17 protein-coding genes are annotated in these 20,471 nt (G+C 58.8%); 2 read left to right on the plus strand and 15 right to left on the minus strand.

The window, feature by feature from the left end:
• Window positions 1–744: 744 nt before the first annotated feature.
• The 4 genes from VE23_RS08025 to VE23_RS08040 all read right to left on the minus strand — a co-directional run bounded on the left by VE23_RS08025 (window position 745) and on the right by VE23_RS08040 (window position 3,519).
• Entirely contained in the window at window positions 745–1,926 is a 1,182-nt protein-coding gene (locus VE23_RS08025; RefSeq protein ID WP_049867724.1) for a hypothetical protein, read from the minus strand.
• Between the two features lie 156 nt (window positions 1,927–2,082).
• The gene (locus VE23_RS08030; protein WP_049867725.1) at window positions 2,083–2,637 is read right to left on the minus strand and encodes a zf-HC2 domain-containing protein; all 555 of its coding nucleotides are present in this window, start codon (window positions 2,635–2,637) and stop codon (window positions 2,083–2,085) included.
• Entirely contained in the window at window positions 2,634–3,227 is a 594-nt protein-coding gene (locus VE23_RS08035; RefSeq protein ID WP_049867726.1) for an RNA polymerase sigma factor, read from the minus strand. The genes VE23_RS08030 and VE23_RS08035 overlap by 4 nt, the downstream gene beginning before the upstream one ends.
• A gap of 49 nt (window positions 3,228–3,276) precedes the next feature.
• Window positions 3,277–3,519 carry a hypothetical protein gene (locus VE23_RS08040; protein WP_157053929.1) on the minus strand — a complete coding sequence of 81 codons (243 nt, stop codon included), beginning with the start codon at window positions 3,517–3,519 and terminating at the stop codon, window positions 3,277–3,279.
• 125 nt (window positions 3,520–3,644) lie between these two features.
• Here VE23_RS08040 and VE23_RS08045 point away from each other — a divergent pair, with 125 nt between their 5' ends.
• Window positions 3,645–4,019 (plus strand): DUF3052 domain-containing protein, encoded by a 375-nt coding sequence (locus tag VE23_RS08045; protein WP_232316835.1) that lies wholly within the window; start codon window positions 3,645–3,647, stop codon window positions 4,017–4,019.
• A gap of 174 nt (window positions 4,020–4,193) precedes the next feature.
• Here VE23_RS08045 and VE23_RS08050 read toward each other — a convergent pair whose 3' ends face one another.
• The 11 genes from VE23_RS08050 to VE23_RS08100 form a co-directional block, all read right to left on the minus strand.
• Entirely contained in the window at window positions 4,194–5,264 is a 1,071-nt protein-coding gene (locus tag VE23_RS08050) for a glycoside hydrolase family 76 protein (RefSeq protein ID WP_049867728.1), read from the minus strand.
• 123 nt (window positions 5,265–5,387) lie between these two features.
• Window positions 5,388–6,905, minus strand: a complete 1,518-nt coding sequence (locus tag VE23_RS08055; RefSeq protein ID WP_049867729.1) for a glycoside hydrolase family 76 protein — start codon at window positions 6,903–6,905, stop codon at window positions 5,388–5,390.
• Between the two features lie 63 nt (window positions 6,906–6,968).
• Window positions 6,969–7,856, minus strand: a complete 888-nt coding sequence (locus tag VE23_RS08060) for a carbohydrate ABC transporter permease (protein WP_049869665.1) — start codon at window positions 7,854–7,856, stop codon at window positions 6,969–6,971.
• Between the two features lie 48 nt (window positions 7,857–7,904).
• Window positions 7,905–8,792, minus strand: a complete 888-nt coding sequence (locus VE23_RS08065; protein ID WP_048748679.1) for a carbohydrate ABC transporter permease — start codon at window positions 8,790–8,792, stop codon at window positions 7,905–7,907.
• 99 nt (window positions 8,793–8,891) lie between these two features.
• Entirely contained in the window at window positions 8,892–10,205 is a 1,314-nt protein-coding gene (locus VE23_RS08070; protein WP_048748682.1) for an ABC transporter substrate-binding protein, read from the minus strand.
• Between the two features lie 74 nt (window positions 10,206–10,279).
• Window positions 10,280–11,572 carry a glycoside hydrolase family 125 protein gene (locus VE23_RS08075; RefSeq protein ID WP_049867730.1) on the minus strand — a complete coding sequence of 431 codons (1,293 nt, stop codon included), beginning with the start codon at window positions 11,570–11,572 and terminating at the stop codon, window positions 10,280–10,282.
• Between the two features lie 273 nt (window positions 11,573–11,845).
• Window positions 11,846–13,018 (minus strand): GntR family transcriptional regulator, encoded by a 1,173-nt coding sequence (locus VE23_RS08080; protein ID WP_049867731.1) that lies wholly within the window; start codon window positions 13,016–13,018, stop codon window positions 11,846–11,848.
• 128 nt (window positions 13,019–13,146) lie between these two features.
• Window positions 13,147–16,086, minus strand: coding sequence for a ComEC/Rec2 family competence protein (locus VE23_RS08085; protein ID WP_049867732.1), 2,940 nt, complete (start codon window positions 16,084–16,086; stop codon window positions 13,147–13,149).
• A gap of 465 nt (window positions 16,087–16,551) precedes the next feature.
• Complete coding sequence (locus VE23_RS08090) at window positions 16,552–17,091, minus strand: deoxycytidylate deaminase (RefSeq protein WP_049867733.1); 540 nt, start codon at window positions 17,089–17,091, stop codon at window positions 16,552–16,554.
• A gap of 136 nt (window positions 17,092–17,227) precedes the next feature.
• Window positions 17,228–18,541, minus strand: coding sequence for a homocysteine synthase (locus VE23_RS08095; protein WP_048748938.1), 1,314 nt, complete (start codon window positions 18,539–18,541; stop codon window positions 17,228–17,230).
• 58 nt (window positions 18,542–18,599) lie between these two features.
• Entirely contained in the window at window positions 18,600–19,316 is a 717-nt protein-coding gene (locus VE23_RS08100) for a ComEA family DNA-binding protein (protein WP_157053930.1), read from the minus strand.
• A gap of 249 nt (window positions 19,317–19,565) precedes the next feature.
• Between VE23_RS08100 and comER the strand changes: the two genes are divergently transcribed.
• Window positions 19,566–20,405: a late competence protein ComER gene (comER, locus tag VE23_RS08105; RefSeq protein ID WP_048748935.1), complete on the plus strand. Its 840-nt coding sequence runs from the start codon at window positions 19,566–19,568 to the stop codon at window positions 20,403–20,405.
• Window positions 20,406–20,471: the final 66 nt, after the last annotated feature.

Here is a 20,471-nt window from a genome sequence, read left to right on the forward strand (position 1 = left end):
AGTACGACGAGTACGACGAGTACGACGAGTATGACGAGTATGACGAGTACGACGAGTATGACGAGTACGACGGAAAAAAGTCATTCGCGGTTGGCGAAACGGCCGTGAAGCAAAAAAATGAAGCAGATGTTTAACGATCGCTATCCCCATTAATCCGATTCCACGCACCTCAACTGGGAGTATCTTGCTGCTTGCACAAACTTCTTGACGCTACCCTGAGTGTTGGATTTAGACGATAAGTTCGTCTTATTCAACCTCGAGTCGCCCTAAGCGATGGAATAAGACGATAATTTCGTCTTATTCAACCCCGAGTCGCCCTAAGCGATGGAATAAGACGATAATTTCGTCTTATTCAACCCCGAATCGCCCTAAGCGATGGAATAAGACGATAATTTCGTCTTATTCAACCCCGAACGGCCCTAAGCGATGGAATAAGACGATAATTTCGTCTTATTCAACCCCGAGTCGCCCTGAGCGATGGAATAAGACGATAATTTCGTCTTATTCGACCCCGAACGGCCCCGAGCGATGGAATAAGACGATAATTTCGTCTTATTCAACCCCGAACGGCCCTAAGCGATGGAATAAGACGATAATTTCGTCTTATTCAATCCCGAATCGCCCTGAGCGATGGAATAAGACGATAATTTCGTCTTATTCAACCTCAAGCCGCCCTGAGCGATGGAGTTAGACGGAAAATTCGTCTTATTCGACCTCAAGCCGCTTTTGCATCTGAGTCCCGTCTTACCTCTCCTCTGGAGACAGACTTTCCCGTCCGCCGTAGCTCGCATGAGTCGCCGGACGCTCATGAAGCGGCATCGGCGCCGGCGGAGCCGGCTTCCCGAAGAACAGCCGCAAGCCCCCCGCGATCAGCAGGAAGGATGTGACCGCCAGCGGCAGGTTGCGGAAGAACCAGTCATAGGCCGAGGCGAATCGAGGAAGATAATGGTAGATGGCCTGGCCAAGGAAGCGGTCCATCATATAATAGACGCCGAACGCCATCAGCGCGGCTCCGAGCCAGCGATGGTAGCGGGCAAGCTCGGTCAGGACGGGGACATCCTGCAACTCGCCCCGCTGATAACGGCCGTACTGCTGCAAGGCGTCGAAAAGCGAGAAGCACCAAAGCAGCGGAAGCATGAACAGGAAAAGCGTTATCCGCATGCTGTCCATGAGATAGATAAGGAGCAGGAACCCGAGCAGCAGCTGCAGCCCCCGTTTCTGCAAGCCGAGATACAAATGGCCAGCGCCGGGAAGGAACGACAGCAGCGCCGCGAGCGTTTTGTTTTTGCGGGATCCGGAGAAGCGGTTCTCCATTTCCTCGAACAACGAGATGTCTCGAAGAAGCTCTCCAGCCTGCTTGCGGTTCACATGCAGGATGGCGTCGAACATGCTGTAGATCCATAAAACCGGCAGCAGCAGCAGAAAAACGAGGAAAACCGGCGTATGCAAGACAACGGCGACGAAAATGATGAACGCGCCGAGGCCGGCGAAAGATATCATGAAAGCGATTCCGCGCTGCATGAGGCCAAGCGACATATGTCCAAGACCCGGGATGAAGGAAAGCACGATCGTCAGCGCCTTTTCCCGCTGATCCTCGGCGGACCGGACCGGGTAAGGCCGGGCCGACGGTATCCCGTTGCCGTCCAGCGGACCGGGAGCATAGGCATGCGTCTGCGCCGGACGGGCCAGCACCGTCACAAGAATATCGATCATGCTGACTCCCCAGATTCCGAACGGAATCAGAAGGAGCGGAGCGGCATCCCCGTCCAGATTGTTCGTGACGGCGAGTAGCAGCATGAAGGCGACCGGCCCCCATACAAATGCGCCGTAGACGAACATCCGCAAATATTTGCCTAAATAGGCATGTCCGGCGCCTGGGATAAAGCCTAGAAGCAGCGCGATAAAGGGGTTTGGAGGAGTTCTCATGTAGGGCAATCATCCTTTCAAAGTTGCTTCGTTATTCAGGGTTGCTTCGTTATTCAGGTTGCTTCGTTATTCAGGGTTTACTCGGTTCATCCCGTTGGTTTCGGGTTTGTTCCCTCCAGTCCGCAGGTTCCCTGGCGTGCATTGCGTTCTCTCCACTCACCGGTATCTGCGGTCCTGGATCTCTTGAAGCAGATGCGCGGTCCGATCCAGCATGCGGTTCGACCAGCTCTCGGAAGACGGCCCGGATGGCGGATTCAGAATCGCTGCGGAAGCTCCCTGCTGCGGTTCCCTGCTTTGAAGAAACCGGTCCATGTCCGTAAAAGCCCCGCTCATATACAAGAGCAGCGTGAGCGAGGCGGCAAGCCCGTAATGGAGAGCGGGACGCCTCAGCCAGGCGGTTCTCGATTTTGGAGCACGCCGGACGCCGGGAAGGTCCCTTTCCATAAGCTCCAGCACATTCGAGCGGATCCGCTCCATGGCGGCAGCCGGAGCGGGATCCGTCATGCAGTCGATGCCAGAGAAGCCAGGCCTGGAAGCGGCGCCAGCCTCCTCCGCCGGACTTCCGGGGATGTCGGCCGCCTGGACCAACAGCTCCAGGCAGCCGTCGCATTGGGAGAGATGGAGCTCCATCTCCTCCCGCTCTCTGTCGGGCAGCATATTACGGGCGTAACCCGCCCACGCCTCCTGATTGTAATGCCGGCTCTCGCTCAATCGAAATCCTCCCTTCTCCAGTGGCGCCTCATCCAGCTTCGGGCCCGATACAGCTTGGACTCGACGCTTTTGGGCTTCAGCCCGCGTTCTTCCGAGATTTCCTGATAGGATCGGCGGCGGAAATAATAGTCCCGGACGATCCCTTTATATTCCGGAGGAAGCTCCTCGAGCTTGTCCTGCACTCGCCGGCGCTCCTCCATCGCGATCAGCTGATCCGGCGGGGAGCTATCGCGCTCCTCGCTCGTCATCATGAATTCCGGCGAGTCATCAAGACCTTCGCCTGATCCTGCCTTCGCCTCCTGACGCTGCCGCTTGCGCCTGTAATCGATGGCGCGGTTGACGGCGATGCGGGTAATCCACGTCTTGAAGCCTTCCAGCCTGCATTCCGGAAGCGCGCGGCTGATCGCCAGCAGCGCTTCCTGCAGGACGTCCTCGGTATCCTGGGGGGATCTCAGGACTGCATACACGGTCCGGTACAGGTAAGCCCCGTACTCGTCGATAATTTCGCCGAACCGTTCCGGGCCGCCGTCGCGGACGGACTGCAGCCATTCGATATCGCTTTGGATGTCGTTTCCCCCCTTCCCATGAATAGACGAAGGATTTCATGGTTTCCCCTGCGCTTTGGCGAATATATTTTTTTCAACGCCAAAAAAGCGGCGAGACCGGTTGCGATTCGCCCGCCTTCCGCTTCGCCGCTAGGTTATTCCCGGTTTTTTCACCGCCGCTCCCCTTGGCTTCGCCGCCCTGCCGATGGCTCCAGACGACCTTCGATACCTTGCCTTCCTGCAAGCGGAACCGCATCGCTCCGGCCTCGACCGGAATGACCGCCAGGTTGGCTCCTCCCGGCTCGTTCGCAAGGCAAATGTTGCTTTCCTCGGACAAGCTTGCCGCGCCGGGAACAAAGTAAAAATACGGCTCGTACTCCAACGGATAAGTCCGTGCTTGTCTCCTTCCTATCGAAATTCGTACAATAGACGCAAGCCAAGCCATAACGGGAAAGGGTGGTCATGATGCAGGAGCAGCTGTTGAAAAAGCTTCATTACAAGCAAGGTCCCGCAGCCGTTCTGTACGCGCCGGAAGGCTACAGCCTGTATGTCGAGGACACAGGAGGGACGGAAGGAAAGTACGCCTTTGTCCAACTGTTCGTCGGAAGCGCCGCGGATGTGCGGGAGCGGGCGCCAGAGGCGGCCGGAATGCTGGGGGAAGATGCGGTGTTCTGGATTTCCTACCCGAAAAAAAGCAAATCGGTCAAGCCCGACATCAACCGGGACAGCCTGGCCGCGCTCGTGCAGGAGCTCACCGGCCTGCGCCCCGTCAGCAACGTGGCGATCGACGAGACGTGGTCCGCGCTGCGCTTCCGTCATCCGGACAAGGTGAAATGAGCGGCGGCCATAGTTCATGCCGGGCTGAATGTGCCGGGAGAAGCCTCATTCGTGCGGCAAGCTTCTGGCGAGCCATAGGAGACAATAGGACCAACACGAAAGAGGAGCCCCTTCCGGGACTCCTCTTTGCTTTGCGGACCGTCCGCAGGAAGAATGGACGGCCATACCGGACGGTCATGGATACGCGATGCCCGAATCCGGCATCGCCGCCAGGCCTTTTTTCTCCATCGCCGCCAGCTGCTCCAGCAGCATGATGCCGCTCAGTTGGGTGCTCAGCGTCACTCTTTCCTCCGGCGGCTCCGACCAGCACGTGCTGAACACCTGGCGCCGGGGATCGCGTCCGCGGCTCCACAGCGAAGAGGCTTGAGCTTCCAGCAGGCGGGTTATGGCCGTCTCCTGTGGAGCTACGGCAACGAGCTCTCCCAAATATCGGACCAGAATGCCCTTGAACAAGCCGCCGTCTCCGTCCCCCTCCTCGGGCAGCAGGCCGCTCGCGGGATGGACCAGCTCCCTCCGCATCGCTTCCGCCGTGCGCACGGCATCCTGCAAATAGCTGCGATCGCCCGTGATTCGATACAGCTCCACGCCGGCGCCGATATAGACGCCCTGGCAGTACGTGAACTTCCAGTCCTTGTCGATCGTCCCGTCGCCGGTGCGGTTCATGCCGTCCCAGACAAATCCGGTCGCAGCATCGACCAGATTGGCTTTCAGCCATTCATAAATTTTGAGCGCCCAGGCCAAATCCTCCGGACGATCCGATTGCCTGTACAGCCTTGCCGCCAAAATGGCCGCCGGCGCGTTGGCCGGCGTGTTTTTGTAATCGAGCTGGGACTTCTGCCAGGCGATGCCGCCGCCCATATGGCTGTTCCAGCCGGTCTGGATATCGGCCCAGAGAATGTCGGCCGTCTCCTTGTATTCCTTCCTGCCTGTCGCCTCAAATGCGCGAAGCCAGGCAATAGCCATCCACTCCATATCGTCGTAGAGCTCGTTGGGCCACTTCCCGCCATTGCGGCGGACTATGCCGTCATGAAGCTCCTTCAGGCGATCCGCATAGACGGAATCTCCTGTCCGGAGATAACCGTCTACCAAAGCGTCGACGGCATGAGCCATCCACCAGTAGTGGAAAATGGTGTTGCACTTCCCGTCGGGACATGGAATTTCAATATCGTACAGTTGAATGGAAGGATTCCAGTACAGGCTTTCCAGCCCCTGCTGCGATTGCTCGGCACGTTCTGCCCAAGTCATGCTGCTCACTCCCTGTCTTCTTGCAGGCGGGGCGAAAATGCGCTGCACGGCTGCCCGTTCCGAGACTCCCGCGCAAAAAGCGCTTCGTCCCCGCCCGCTTCTATCTTCCAGCCGCTCCGCCTGTCACAGTCCGGAGATCTTGTCCAGGTTCACATAGTTGCCGTTGCCTTTGCTGCTGTCAAAGCCGATGACGATCGTATTGAACCCCGCGTTCAGGTTCACGTTAAGCGTCACAGTGCCCCATGTTCCCCAGCCGCCTGTGCTCGGCAGGCTGAGGTTCGCGGCCGCGACGGAGCCGTTGACCGAAACATAGCGGGAGGCATTGCCGGCTCCTGCAGCATAGCGGATCGTGACGGTCCTCGTGGAGGCGCTGTTCTGATTGACGTTGAACGTGACGCTCGTTCCGTTCGTGTTCCACCCGGCCAGATACCCGCGGCCCGAGTAGCCGGACTGGACCGCCTCCGTGCCGATTCCGTTCAGCCTGGCGTTTTCGGCCTCGTAGACGCCGTTGCCGGCGATGTAGCCGGTATAGTTGTCGGCCGGAACGAACTGCAGGATCGAAGCGCCCGCAGCTGCCGCCAGGCTCTGCACGTAGCCGCTTCCGGTCGGCGCCGTCCAGTCGCTGCCGATGACGTTGTCCGAGATGCGGCGGTGGTTGTAGGCCTGCGTCGCGTTTTGCTGCAGGAAGTTCAGATACGAGGCGTTGTTTGTAGCGATGCGAAGCTGGTTCAGGTTGCGCGCGAATACCATTTTGAAGCCGGCCCCGTCGTCCTCCCCCTCATACGGCAGCGAATAGGAGAGCGTCATGTTGTTGATGACGTAGTTCGCGGCATTGTTGGCGTCGGTCAGGTAGCTGCTCGTTCCCGTCGCCTGATAGAGGGCCAGCGCCGCCCCCAGGAACGTTCCGTAGTTGTACGTGAAATCCCAGTTCACGGCCGTGCCGCTGCCGGAGCCTTCGATATGGTCGTTGATTTTGCTGCCGGATACGAGCCGGGATTTCAGCCAGGCATACAGCCCCTGGGCTTTCGTCAGATATCCGTTGTCGCCTGTCGCATTTTTCAGCTTGATGGCTGTCATGATCATCGGCGCGTTGGTCGCAACGTTTTTCTGGGGCGAGGTTCCATCCCGCTTCCACCAGATGCCGCCTCCGTACGTGCTGTCGTTGAAGGCATAAATCTGATCGAACAGGAAGGAGGCCCGGTTCCGGTATTCCGCCGTTCCGGTCAGCTCATAAGCCCGCATGCAGGCCAGCGCCCACCAGCCCAGGTCGTCATTGAAGTCATTGGCCATCATGTCGGCGTACTTGGCGTTGAAGCCGGCATATACGTCGTCGATCATCGTCCGGTAGACGGAGCTGTTCGTCCTCTGATAGGCATCCATCACCGTCTCCCAAAGCTGCGCTTCCCACCAGAAGTCGGTATACAGGCCTCCGTTCGGCCCGCTGGCATGCGAGTGGACGGCGTGATCGCTGTTCGTGTAGAAGTATTTGGCGGAGGAATCGTAAAAGGTGTTGATCAGTCCGTTCATGGCCGTGTCGGCATTGGCGGATGTGAACGCGGCTGCCGGCTTCGCTCCGCAGAAGGCAGGCAGCGCCAGCGCAGCCGCAACGACCAGAATCGCGATGCGTTTTCCCAAGATCATGTCCAAGCACTCTCCTTTGGAAAGGGTTCTATTGCTGGCCTCGCATTCGCAAAATCCGCTTTGTTACCCCTTGGTGCCGCTGAACGCGATGCCTTGCACAAAATACTTCTGAAGCATGAGGAACAGCACGAGAATCGGCAGCGTCGCGATCAGCGCGCCTGCCATCATCGGGCCGAAGTCGGTCTGGTGGTTGTACGAGAACGCCTGCAGCCCCATTTGAATCGTCGCCTTCCCGGGATCGTTCAGAATGATCATCGGCCACAGGAAGCTGTTCCAGCCCGCCTGGAATGTGAAGATGCCGAGCGTCGCCAGGGCCGGCTTGGTCAGAGGCAGGTAGATGTTCCAGAAGATCCGGAACTCTCCGCAGCCCTCGATCCGGGCCATCTCCATCATGTCGGACGGCAGCGTAAGGAAGAACTGCCGCATGAAAAACACCGCGAACGAGCCGGAAGCGCCGGGCAGGATGATGCCCCAGAACGAATTCAGGAAGCCGTGTCCGCCCGCTCCGGAGATGTTGTTGCCGCCGATCAGCGGAAAGTGCATCAAAACGTAAAAGCTCGGAATCATCGTCACGATTCCCGGAATGACCATGGCGGCCAGCAGCACCTTGAACAGCGGCTTGTTCAGCCGGAAGTTCAGCTTGGCGAAGGCGTAGCCGCTGAGCGAGCCGAAAAACAGGTTGCACAGCACGCCGCTCGCCGCAAGAATGAAGGAATTGAGGAAATACAGCCCGAACGGAACCGTCGTGAACGCGCTTCGGTAATGCTCCAGCGTCAAGCTGGACGGAATCCATTGGATCGGGACGGAGAAAATCTCATCGCTCGGCTTGAACGATGTGATCAAGCTCCAGAAGAAGGGCAGGAACATGCCCACGGAAATGAGTATAGCGACCGCGTAAAACGATATTCCCGACAGAGCCTTCCGGGCCGCGAAGGCTGTCGACGCCGGCATTCCGGCGCTTGCGGCCGGCAGAGATGGTTCAGCCATGATGCATCCTCCTTACACGACGGGCTCTTCGGATTTGGTCACGCGCATGTTGATGAACGAGAAGATCAGGATCGCCAGCGCCAGCACGAACGCCTGCGCCGAAGCATAGCCCATCTGCAGCTGGTTGAAGCCTTGCTGATAGATCAGGTATACCGGCGTTTTCGTGACGTTGCCGGGACCGCCCTGAGTCAATACGAACGCCTGGTCGAACAGCTGAAGCGCCCCGATGATCGACATCGTGCTGACCAGGAACGTCGTAGGCCGCAGCTGCGGCCAAGTAATATAGCGGAACCGCTGGATTGCGTTCGCCCCGTCGAGCTTGGCGGATTCGTACAAATAGTCCGGAACCCCCTGCAAGCCGGCGATGTAGATGACCATGTTGGAGCCGACCGCCTGCCAGAGCGTCACCATGATGATGGACAGCATCGCCGTTTCCGTCTGCGAGAGCCAGGCCGGTCCCGTGACGCCAATATACCCGAGCAGATTGTTCACCAGCCCGAACTCCGGGTGCAGGAGCCAGATCCATACGGTCGCGGCCGCGACCGCCGAGGTCAGTGTAGGCAAGTAGTTCATGGTCCGGAACAGCTTGACGCCGAACCTCTTGAAATTGAGCAGCAGCGCCAGCAGCAGCGACAGGATGATGTTCAAGGGAACGAAAATAACCGAGTAGAACGCGACGTTTTTGAAGGTCGTCCAGAACAGGTCGTCCTTGAGCAGCCGCTTGTAGTTGTCCAGCTTCACGAAATCCATCCGGCTGACGACATCGTAGTTCGTAAAGCTCAAATAAAGCGCCATTGCGACCGGAATGATGGTGAAGGCGAAAAACAGCAGCATCGTCGGCGTGATGAACAAGTAGGCCGTCCGGGCCTGGTGCTTGTTCAGATTTCCGATGGAAGACATGGCACTCCTCCTTTCTCTCCCTCAAGGAGGGCTTGCGGCCAAGCAGACACGCGGCGGGAACGGGAAGCGGCAGCTCCCCTCGCCCGCCCCGGAGTCTTCTTACTTGGCGGCTTCGTTGTCCGCCAGCAGCTGGTCTCCGCGCTGCTGCGATTTTTTCAGCGCATCGTCCGCGCTCAGCTTGTTCTGCTGGAACAGCTGCAGATTCGGAATGAGCCCGTCGTTCTCCATGACGGAGTATCCCGGATGGGCCGGCCGAATCTTGGCCATGTCCAGCGTTTCCAGGAACGGCTTCCAGAACGGATCGTCCTTGAAGAACGGATCCTCCAGCGCCGGCTTGTAGCCCGGCATGTTCAGGCTCGTTTTGGCCCACAGCAGCGCATTGTCCTTGTTCGCCGTCCACCACTTGACGAACTCCCAGGCTTCCTGCTGATGCTTGGATCCCTGCGGAATGACCAGGCCGAAGCCGCCCATGACGCTGCCTTTGTCGCCGTTCGGCCCGACCGGAGGCGGAACGATGCCGAAGTCGAGGTCTTTGCCGTATTTTTTGTACGTGCTGAGCATCCATGGCCCCGTATACTGCATCGCCAGCTTGCCGGTGACGAAGGCGTCCGTGCCTTCTCCGAGGCCCTGCTCGAAGCCGACCTTGTACACCTTATCCTTGTTCAGCAGGCGATCCCAGAACTCCAGAACCGACTTGCCCTTGTCGTTGTTGAAGTTCGTCTTCTTGCCGTCCTCCGTCAGCATCTGGCCGCCGGCCTGCTGCAGGTACATATTGAACAAGCCGTTGTCGCCGAGGGAGAAGCCCGCAACCTCCAGCTTGCTGCCGTTCCACTTGGTCGTTTTGATTGCTGCCTGTTCCAGCTCATCCCATGTCGTCGGCGGCTTGACCCCGGCTTCATCCAGAATCTTTTTATTATAGAAGAGAGCGCGCGCATCCACAGTCAGCGGAAGTCCGTACAGCTTGCCGTTGTAGGACAGCTCCTTGAGAGCCTCGCCGTAGAAGTCGTCCTTGTTGAGGCCGTCCTTGGCCAGGAAGTCGTCCACCGGAGCCAGCACGTTTTTGGGAGCGTACAGCGAAGTCCGCCAACGGTCCCAGAACAGGATATCCGGGGCCCCTCCGGAGGTGGAGGCCGTCAGGAATTTGGTGATCATATCCTGTTGAAGCACATATTTGACCTTGATTTTATCCTGGGATTTATTGAAGGCGTCGACCATCGTCTCGAACTGCTTCTGGCCTTCGCCGCCCCAATCGCCCCAGAACGTCAGCTCGACCGGCTTGCCGCTCCCCTTCGAGCCGCTCTGGCCCGCCGAATTACCGGCTGCCGCGTCTCCTCCCGAATCGCCGTTGCCGCAGCCTGCGGCCGTACCGAGAAGAACGGCGGACATGGCAAGAACGGATACCCATTTTTTCATCTTGAAGCCTCCCTTTTGGTGTGAATCTCTTCTATAATTTCCGAAGGAAAATGCCCTCCGCTTGAAACCGCGTCTCAAGTCTTGATCCGGATGCCGGCGTAATTCAGCAGCAGCTCGCTGAACATCATGTTGGCCCATGAGAACCATGGCCGCGTGAAGCGGGACGGATCGTCGGCGTGGAAGCCCTCGTGCATGAGTCCGGTGCCGGCAGTCGTCGCCTCCAGCAGCTTCAGCAGCCGCAGCTTCTCCTCCGGGGCATCGGCGGTAAGCCCTTGCATCGCCAGCGCGATCGGCCAGATGTAGCGCTCGGGGGTATGCGGACTTCCGATGCCTTCCGCCGCAGATCCTCTGTAGAAATACGGATTGGCCTCGCTTAGAATGAATCGCCTCGTATTCCGGTAGACGGGATCGTCCTTGTCCGCATAGCCCAGATAAGGAATGGAGAGCAGGCTCGGCACATTCGCGTCGTCCATCAGGCTCCGGCCTCCGAGGCCGTCGGTCTCGTAGGCATAGATGGGTCCGTAGTCGGGATGCTCACAGATGCCGCAGGCTTGAATTCCGCGGTCGATCTCCTCTGCCAGGAGCAGCGCTTCGCCCGCCAGATCCTCGTCGTTCAGAACCTCGGCTGCGATTTCCCTGAGGTATCGGAGAACCACGACGGCGAACATGTTGGAAGGAATCAGATACCCGTATGCGCAGGCATCGTCGCTCGGCCGGAAGCCGCTCCAGGTCATCCCGGTATAGGCGGTCGGACTGCCCTTGCCATCCCTGGCCAACGTGTCGCTCGCAGGGCCGTTATGCCGCTGAAACCGGTAAAGCGATTCGGTTTCATGATGCTGCTCGGTCCGCCACAGTCCCAGTATAGTCGAGGCTGCTTGCCGGAAGGTTTCATTGAAATGCGATGTGCGGCCCGTATTCTTCCACAGCAGATAGCTGAGCTGCAGCGGATAACAGAGGGAATCGATCTCGTATTTCCTTTCCCACAGCCAGGGACTCATCTCCGTCTCGTCATCCTGATGGCCTGCTGCATTCGGGGATTCATTGAAAGCGTTCGCATATGGATCCAGCAAAATGCATTCCAGCTGCCTGCGTACGAGTCCTTCGATCATGTCCGCCAACTCCTCGTCCTCTGCCGCCAATGCCAGGAAAGGCCGTACCTGGGCGGCGGAATCGCGAAGCCACATAGCTGGTATATCACCTGTTATGACAAATGTGGTGCCATCGGGCATTCGTTTGATGGTCGTGTTCAGCGTGTTGCCGAAGCAATGGTCGAATATGGCCGTCATTCCAGGAAAATCAGGTAAAATCTCCTTTATTTTTTGCTGCAGCTTTTCAATTGAAGAGCTGCTTCCTGCGACTTTTCCCATCTGTCCGACCTCTCCTGTCTGCTTCAAGTCTTAAGTAAACCGCTTTCATTTGATATTGTCATTATAGGTTTCCATAAGTTAGTATGTCAATATGTATTTTTAGATCATTTATATCAATAGTTATACTATCCAAATGATGGATCGAGCCTGCGAAGCCTCTGATTCATCCCGTCTGCCTGCGGCGGCCTCATGATCAAGATGGCTTGAAAAAAGGCCATTCGGAAAATTCCGAATGACCTTTTGATCCAACTAAAAAAGCCTCTGGGGGAGCCTTCACAAGTAAGTCCCAGCGTTCCGCGGCACAGGTCCGGTAGATTCGCTCCGAATGAGAGCCGCCTCCAGCATGATCTTGTTCGGCACGGCTTGCCCGTCGATCAGCTTGAGCACGTTTTCGAAGGCGAGCCTCCCCATCTCCGTCTGATTCTGTCTCAGATGGGTCAGCGGGAAGCGTCCGTTCGTCTCCGGACAATCGAAGCAGAGGACGGACAGATCGCCGGGAACGGACCTGCCCATTTCCCGGGCGGCTTCCATCGCCAGCTGGCCGATGTTGTACTCCGTCGCGAAAACGGCGGTGATGTGCGGATGCTTGCGCAGATGGCCGATGATCCGGCGGATATCCTCCAGCCGGTTCTCTTCCGTATTGGCCTGCGGAAGCGTCGAGGCGATGTCCTCCAGCCATAGGTCCCGGTCGACCATGACGCCCTTCTCCGCATGCGCTTGGATGAATCCCTCGATCCGCTCTTCGATCGCGGTTGTATCGGCCGGCGGCGGAGTCAGGAACGCGATGGACTTGTGGCCGAGCTCGAACAGATAGTTCGTTCCCTCGCGGGCCGCTCCCGCATTGTCCGTGGATATGGAGCCTGCGGATATTCCTTTCAGATGGCGGTCTACAAGCACGAACGGAAACTGGTTGATGACCAGCTTCAAAATCTCCGCGTTGAAATATTCGCCCTGCGCCGGGAAGATGATCAATCCGTCCACGCCGAGCTCAAGCAGGCCCTTGATCGCTTCCTCTTCGATGGAGGGGATGCCGAAGGTGCGGCGGAGCACCAGATAGCAGTCCTGCTCGCGCGAGGCCTCTTCCATGCCGTAGATCAGGCCGGTCCCGTAGCTGTCGGCAAAATCCGTTATGACAAGGCCGATCAGCAGCTTGCCCGTCTTCTTGCCTTGATGCGGCAGCAGCGGATGCTGAGGCTGTCTTCCCGCCGCCTGGAGCGGCGGCTTCTCGGATACGAACGAGCCTCTGCCCGGCTGGCGGACGATGTATCCTTCTCCGGCCAGAAGCTCGAGAGCTTTTTTGCTCGTGATGCGGCTGACCTTGTATTCTTCGCCGAGCTCCTTCTCCGAGGGGACCCGGTCGCCCGCCTTGTACTTCCCTTCCACGATCCGGCCGCGCAGCGCTTCGACTATTTTCTCGTACATCGGTTTGGACTGTTCGCTCGACATCTCAGGCCTCTACACCTTTCCTTGCGGTCAAAATGACAACCTGCTTCAGCAGCAATTTATAATAATATATCATGGTATATGTCATTTGCCAAGGCAGTTGGATGAAGCAGGGCTCATGGATGAAGAACTCACGGACGGAGAAGCCGCATGCTCAGGGAATCTCTACGAATCTCAAATTGGATTTCGCCGTCAAGATCCGTCCTCACCGCTAAGGTGCGCGCCGCGCGAAGCCTCTCCATCGTATCGCCGCTTGGATGCCCGTACCGATTGTTCAAACCAGCGGATAAAACGGCAATCGACGGCTTCCAATACGCGAGCCAGAGCGGAGAAGTGGAGTTCTTGCTTCCGTGATGTCCGGCCTTCAGCACATCCACGGATGCGATTGGCGCGTCCTTCTCGGTAGTCGTTAATGACTGGCCGCCCCTCGCTTCCGTTGGAAGCTGGCCGAGCTTGGCTTCCGTTGAAGGTTGGCCGAGTCCGGTTGCTGCTGATGTCCTGCCTAACGCGGTTGCTTCTGTTGACGGCTGGACGAACTCGGTCATGCCCTCTCGAACGAGCTTCTGCTCGCTCGAAGAGCCGAGATCGCCCGGGAGCAAAAAACGCTTGCCGTAAATGGAAACCATGAGCACGACGCTTTCTTCGTTTTGTTCCTCGGCAATCGCTATTTCTCGTTCTCCCTTGGTAATGGATGCTTGGCCGCTGGCGGCAAGCGGCCATAAAACGTCCAGACGGGTCGAGGCATCCGCCTGCCAGCTCTGGCCGGATCCGGCGGAGTAGACCGGAATGTCCAAGCCGATAGCAGTTTGCAGGATCGGCTCTGCCTTGGCCGCTTCCTTCAACGTTCCATTCCACAACATCCGGCGAACGGGGATGGAATCCAGGACGGCAGACAGACCGCCGACATGATCTTGATCCAGATGCGTGGCGACGAGGAGATCGATCCCATGAACGCCCCGCTGCATGAGCAGCGGAACGAGCGTTTTGCGTCCGATCTCATACGGATCGCGGCGGATTCGCCAAGGCTCCTTGCCGAAATCCATCGTTCCTCCACCATCGATCAGGATGACTTTTCCGGATTGGGTCCGGATCAAGGTCGAGTCTCCCTGGCCGACATTCAGAAAATCCACTTGCGCGCTGCTGCGCGGCCAGTCCGGATGATAGGCATGAAACAGAAGAAGACCGACCGCCGCAAAACAGGCAAACGAGCAAACTCCCGGACTGCGCAGAAATCGGGGCGCCACGTTGGCGAATGCTCGAAAACGACGATTTACATAAACCGCCGGAGTTTTTTCCCCGGCTGAATATAGGGATGAAAAATCGTATTCCTGCCTGCTGCCGCCCGGTGTGCTGCCGTGCCGGCCATGATGACGATTGAATCTCGTCAACCGTCGATCCACATTTCTACCTTCAGGCCAATGAGGATCAAGATGACCCCCATCCGAGAGCGGCCGGGTCTCGTCGCCGGAAGTTTCCTCTGGACTCCGCTGCCGCTTTTTCTTCCGTACGCGCCTCCAGACAGCCAAAGCAGCCAGCAGGCACGCAAGCACGCCATACCAGGCAGAAATCAACCAAAGGGACGGCTTGGCCCAGATGGTCGCCCCTCCTCGCCAGGAGCTCATGCCGTCCACGACCCGGAAGGACCAGTCGTTCCCCCGGGAGGATAAGGCTGCGATGAAATGCGACGCACCCGGCCATATCGGCTCAAGCAGCATGACAGCTGCGCCCGCCGGCATGATGAGGAGGCTGATGAACGGAACGAGCAGAAGGTTCGCCGGCAGCGAAAGCAGATGAAACTGGTTGAAATAATAAATGGATACCGGAAAGGATGCGGCTTGGGCGACGACCGTGACGACGAGCGAGTCCAGCAGGAACTTCCCTTTGCGGATGTCTGGAAGCAGCCGGTTCACGGCCGGCACTCCGAGAATCAGTCCCGCCGTTACGATGAAGCTAAGCTGGAAGCTCACGCTCTCGATCAGTAGGGGATCCCAGAGCAGCATCAGCACGGCGGAGGCAGCGAGCAGATGAAGGCCGTCCTTCAGCTTGCCTGCCCGCGCTGCAGCCAGGCCGATCAGCGCCATGACGCCGGCACGGATGATGGATGGAGCGGCTCCTGTCAGCAGGACGTAAGGCGGCACGGCGAGCATGAGGGCAAGCAGGATTTGTTCCTTGGTCAGGCGGCAGAGGCGAAGCAGGAATCCGAGCAGGCCGAGCATGACGGCGACATGCATGCCGCTGACGGCCATGATATGCGTCAGGCCGAGACGGGCGAAGCGGGCGTAAAGGCCGGGGTCGATGTCGTCCGAGTCGCCGAGGACGAGCGCCTTCATGTACCCGGACTGCGCGGCCGGGTACGAGCGTTCCAGCGCGGAGCCGAGCTGCGAGCGGACCGCATCCGCGCGTCCGAGCAGCGCGGCTGCGCTCCAAGGGCTGCCGGGCGAGACGTCGGCAGCGTCCGTCCCTTGGACCTGCAGCAGCCAGTGAATGCCCTGGCTGCGCAGGTAGCGGCGGTAGTCGAAGCCGCCGCGGTTGGCCGGCCCCGCCGGCAGCTGCAGCGCGCCGGAGACCGCGATGCGGTCGCCGCGCCGCCACTGGCGCGCGGTCTCAAGCTCCGCCTCGCGCAGCAGCTTGACGCGCACGAGCAGCCGCTCGCGCAGCGGCTCCGCCTGCTGTGCGTCCCCCGCGCGGACGGACTGCGCCGTCATGCGCAGCTGCACCACGTCGCCGTCGATTTCGACCGGCGACGTGATGACCCCCTCCGCCGCGGCCGGAATGTCCGGCGGCGGCAGCTGCGCCTCGGCTGCGGCGTACAGGGCGGGCAGCGCGGTCGCGGACCGCGCATCCGCCCACAGCCGCTCGCCTGCGGCTAGGGCATAGGCCGCCAGGCATGCGGCGGCCAGCCCAGGCCTGGCCTGCCCGGCGAGCGCCAGCGCCGCCAGCAGCAGGCCGAGCCCCAGCCCGGCGCTCAGCGCTCCGCCGGGACTCCAATACGCCGCCGCCGAGCTTCCGGCGACAAAACAGACGGCCGCCCAGACAAGCGGCCTTCCGTCCAGATAACCTCTCGCTCTCATCCCTCTTCTCCTTTCCCGCAGAAAACAAAACACCTCCACGAATCTCCTTCTGAAAGGAGTTTTCGTGGAGGTGCTTCCTCCGAAAGCCATGGCATTCGTCTTAGACTTTAGACTTTAGTCTTTAGTCTTTAGTCTTTAGTCTTTAGTCTTTAGTCTTTAGTCTCTAGTCTTTGTCTTTGTCTTTGTCTTTGTCTTTTAACTTTTAGCTTTTAACTTTTAGCTTTTAGCTTTTAGCTTTTAGCCTTTAACCTTTAACCTTTAGCCTTTAGCCTTTAACCTTCATCCCTTAGCTTTTAGATTTCAGCTTCTAGATTTCAGCTTCTAGATTTCAGCTTCTAGATTTCAGCTTTTAGATTTCAGCTTCAAGATTTCAGCTTCAAGATTTCAGCCTTAGCCTTCAGCTTTCAGCCTTTAGATCATAGCCTTTAAATTTCGGCCTCAGCCACATAAAAAAACCGCTGTCCGCTAATCCGTAACGGCAAGGCCTGCCTGCGGCGGAGCCTCATAGCCTTCCAGCTGCCGGAAGCCGATTCCCTTCTGCTCCATCAGCTTTCTGACTTTCTCCGAGTCCTTCGGATAAGCCCGGTGATAGACGATCTCGGAAATGCCGCTGTTCGCCAGCATGTTGGCGCAAGTCCAGCAAGGCTGGTCGGTCACATAAACCGTCGAGCCTTCCCGGTCGCTCCGGTCGGTGAACAGAAGCAGGTTCTGCTCGGCATGGATGGTACGGATGCAGCGCTGCTTCTTGACCATATCGGCCTTGCCGTCCGTAATCCGCTGCTCCCATTCCTCGACGATCATGCAGCCGGCCTCGGAGCAGTCGGCGACGCCCATCGGAGCTCCGTTGTAAGCTGTCCCCAGAAGCTTCTTGCCCTGGACGAGCAGCGCTCCCACGTGCCGCCTGAGGCAGCGTGATCGGGTCGATACCATATAGGCGATGTCCATGAAATAGGTGTCCCAGTCTTTTCTTGCGGCATCCTGCTGGACGGCGGATGTAGTCGGCATGCGGAGCAGCTCCTTCCTGTCGGTTCCTGTTGAATTCCATTATAGCGAATGCAGCGGGAAAGCGACAATCGGATGATGCGGGCATGTGACAATCCGCATCCGCAACAATCATGGGCCCTGGACGATCTCTATACGATCAGGAGCCGCTGGCGACCTCGCTCGCCTGGCTGGCGGCGATCGCCTGGCCGAGATCATGCAGGATGTCGGCGATTCCTTCCGTGCCGATGGACAAGCGGATCAGGCCCGGCGTGACGCCGGATGCCAGCTGCTCGTCCGGAGACAGCTGCTGATGCGTCGTGCTCGCGGGATGGATGATGAGCGACTTGGAATCCCCGACGTTCGCCAAATGCGAGAACAGCTGCACGGAGTTGATGATTCGCTTGCCGGCTTCGATTCCGCCTTTGATCTCGAAGGTCAGGATCGCCCCCTGTCCTTTCGGGAGGTACTTCTGCGCCAGCTCGTACGAAGGGTGTCCGGGCAGGCCGGGATAGCTGACGGAAGCCACCGCGTCATGGGCTTCCAGATAACGTGCGACTTCCAGCGCGTTGGAGCTGTGGCGCTCCATCCGCAGGTGAAGCGTCTCCAGCCCCTGCAGCAGCAGGAAGGAATTGAACGGCGAGATGGCGGCGCCAAGATCGCGGAGAAGCTGCACGCGCGCTTTGATGATATAAGCCAAAGGACCGACGGCATCCGTGTATACGAGGCCGTGATAGCTCGGATCCGGCTCCGTCAGTCCAGGGAACCTTCCGCTCGCCAGCCAGTCGAACGCTCCGGCGTCGACGATAATTCCTCCGATGGAGGTGCCGTGTCCGCCGATGAATTTGGTCGCCGAGTGGACGACGATATCCGCGCCGAACTCGATCGGCCTCAGTAGATAGGGACTCGGGAACGTATTGTCCACGATGAGCGGAACGCCGTTCTCATGCGCAATCCTGGCGACGGCTTCGATGTCCAGAACATCGCCTCTCGGATTGCCGATCGTTTCGCCGAATACGGCTTTGGTCTTATCCGAAATCGCTGCGCGGAAGTTCTCGGGATCGGAAGCATCCACGAAGATCACCTTGATGCCGAGCTTCGGCAGCGTATGCGCGAACAGGTTGTATGTGCCTCCGTACAGGCTGGAAGAGCTGACGATCTCGTCGCCTGCCGAAGCGATATTGAGAATCGAGTAGGAGATGGCGGAAGATCCCGAGGAAACCGCAAGCGCTGCCGCTCCGCCTTCCAGCGCCGCGACCCGCTTCTCGAATACGTCGCTGGTCGGATTCATGATGCGGGTATAGATATTTCCGAACGACTTCAGTCCGAACAGATCCGCCGCATGGTCGGTGTCATGAAAGCCGTACGATGTCGTTTGATAGATCGGCACGGCGCGGGACAGGGTGGCGGGATCGATTTCTTGGCCGGCATGGACGGCCAGCGTTTCGAGAGCAAGCTTGCGAGGTTCAGTCATCTTCTTAAAACCTCCTATATCGGGATGAAATAATGGAATTATGCCCATTCTCTCACATTCATGGAAGGACGACAACTAGATCTTTCCATTTCTCTACGATTTTCGGACCGATTCCCTTCACCCTCTGGACATCCTCGACCGATCGGAAAAAACCGCTACGTTCCCGCTCCTCGACGATCGCTCCTGCTTTGGCGGGCCCTACGCCGGGCAGCGCATCGAGCTGCTCGGCGCTTGCCCGATTCAGGTCAAGCCTCCCATCCGACGCGGCGTTTCCGCCAGCCGCTCGCCCGCTCTCTGCGCCTTCTCCGCTCCCGATTGCACCGCCCTTTGCCCCTGTGCCGCTCCGTTCCCCGGCATCTGATGAAGCATCGCCTTCCGGCTTTCGCTTGCTCTCCGCTTCCGCGCCGCTGTCCGAGCCTCCATCGGCTGAGCCTTTCCCCGCTTCGCCGCCCTGATGAGCCTCTGTCGCTTCAGCTCCGCCAGAAGCTCCTCCTGCGGCGGTTCCGTTGCCTGCCGCAGCCTCGCCTCCGGAAACGGCTTGTCCGTAAACAGCGCCTCCATCCTCTATTCCCGTTCCACCGTTACCCCCGTCCCCGCCTGCTGCAGCTTCCTTGCCGGCCATCGCCTCCGCTAGCGCCGCGTTCACTTGAACCCAGCCGGCCGGCTCGGGATCCCGCGGCTGCCGAAGCCCGAATGCGATCAAGCCGGCCCCGGCCAAGCCGAGCACCAAAACGGCCGTTTTCCGGCTCCGCCATGGCCATCCATTTCTCTCCACAAGCATGCTCCTCCCTGCCTTCAGGCATTGATTCGTGAAGGTTTTCCTTTCCTCGACATGTTTGCCGAGCCGTCCTGCATAGAGTACTAACAATCCGCCTTCCGCCCTGGCAAGGAATGCCTTCCGGGATCGGATGGTCAGAAGGGATATACGGGCCTGCACGGCAGCCCATGCATTGTATCCCATGCGGGACGTCCAATTCCGGGCTTCGGCCTGGAACCGGCGTCCCAGCTCGCAAGGAGGGATCCCATGAAAATCGGATTTATCGGCACGGGCAGCATGGGCAGCCTGCTGGTGGATTCATTCATCCGGTCGGGCGCTGTCGAAGCATCCGATGTCGTCGTCGCCAACCGGACTTTCCATAAGGCCGAACGTCTTGCCGCGCAGCATCCCGGCATTACGGCCGTTCCATCAAGCCGCGAAGCCGCACAGAGGAGCGACTGCCTTTTTTTGTGCGTCAAGCCCTCGGAATTCAAATCCGTTCTGCAGGAAATCCAGCCGTCCGTCCGGAGCGACCAGGTCGTCGTGTCCATCACCAGCGCCGTGCTCATCAGCCATCTGGAGGACCAGCTTCCCTGCCGCATCGCCAAAATCATCCCCAGCATTACGAACGGAGTGCTGAGCGGCGCCTCACTCTGCATGTTCGGCAGCCGCATGACCGTCGCTGACTGCTGCTACCTCGAAGGCATCCTGTCGCGCATAAGCGAGCCCTTGCTCATCGACGAGCAGTACACCCGGATTGTCTCCGACCTGTCCAGCTGCGGTCCGGCTTTCATCTCCTTCCTGCTCCAGCGCCTGATCGACGCCGCCGTCGAGATGACCGGCATCGATCCCGACGAGGCGGTCGCCATCTCCAGCGCCATGCTGCTCGGCACAGGCAAGCTGCTGACCGAAGGAGGCATGACGCCCGATGAGTTGATCCGCCGCGTCTCGGTGCCGGGCGGCATTACCCAGCAAGGCTTGCAGCTGCTCAGGCAGGAGACGGACGGCATGTTCCAGAAGCTGATCACCATCACCCATGACAAATTCCGCGAGGATCTCGAAAAGGTCGAAGCTTCCCTATACGGCGAAGAGGTGAACGGTCCCTGAGGCATTCGCGCATGCGAAACCTCCAGGGTCCGTTCACCTCTTCCGGGATGCTTTCCTCAGAAAGAG

The sequence above is a fragment of the Paenibacillus sp. D9 genome, from assembly GCF_001188365.1.
Lineage (GTDB): Bacteria > Bacillota > Bacilli > Paenibacillales > Paenibacillaceae > Paenibacillus_O > Paenibacillus_O humicus.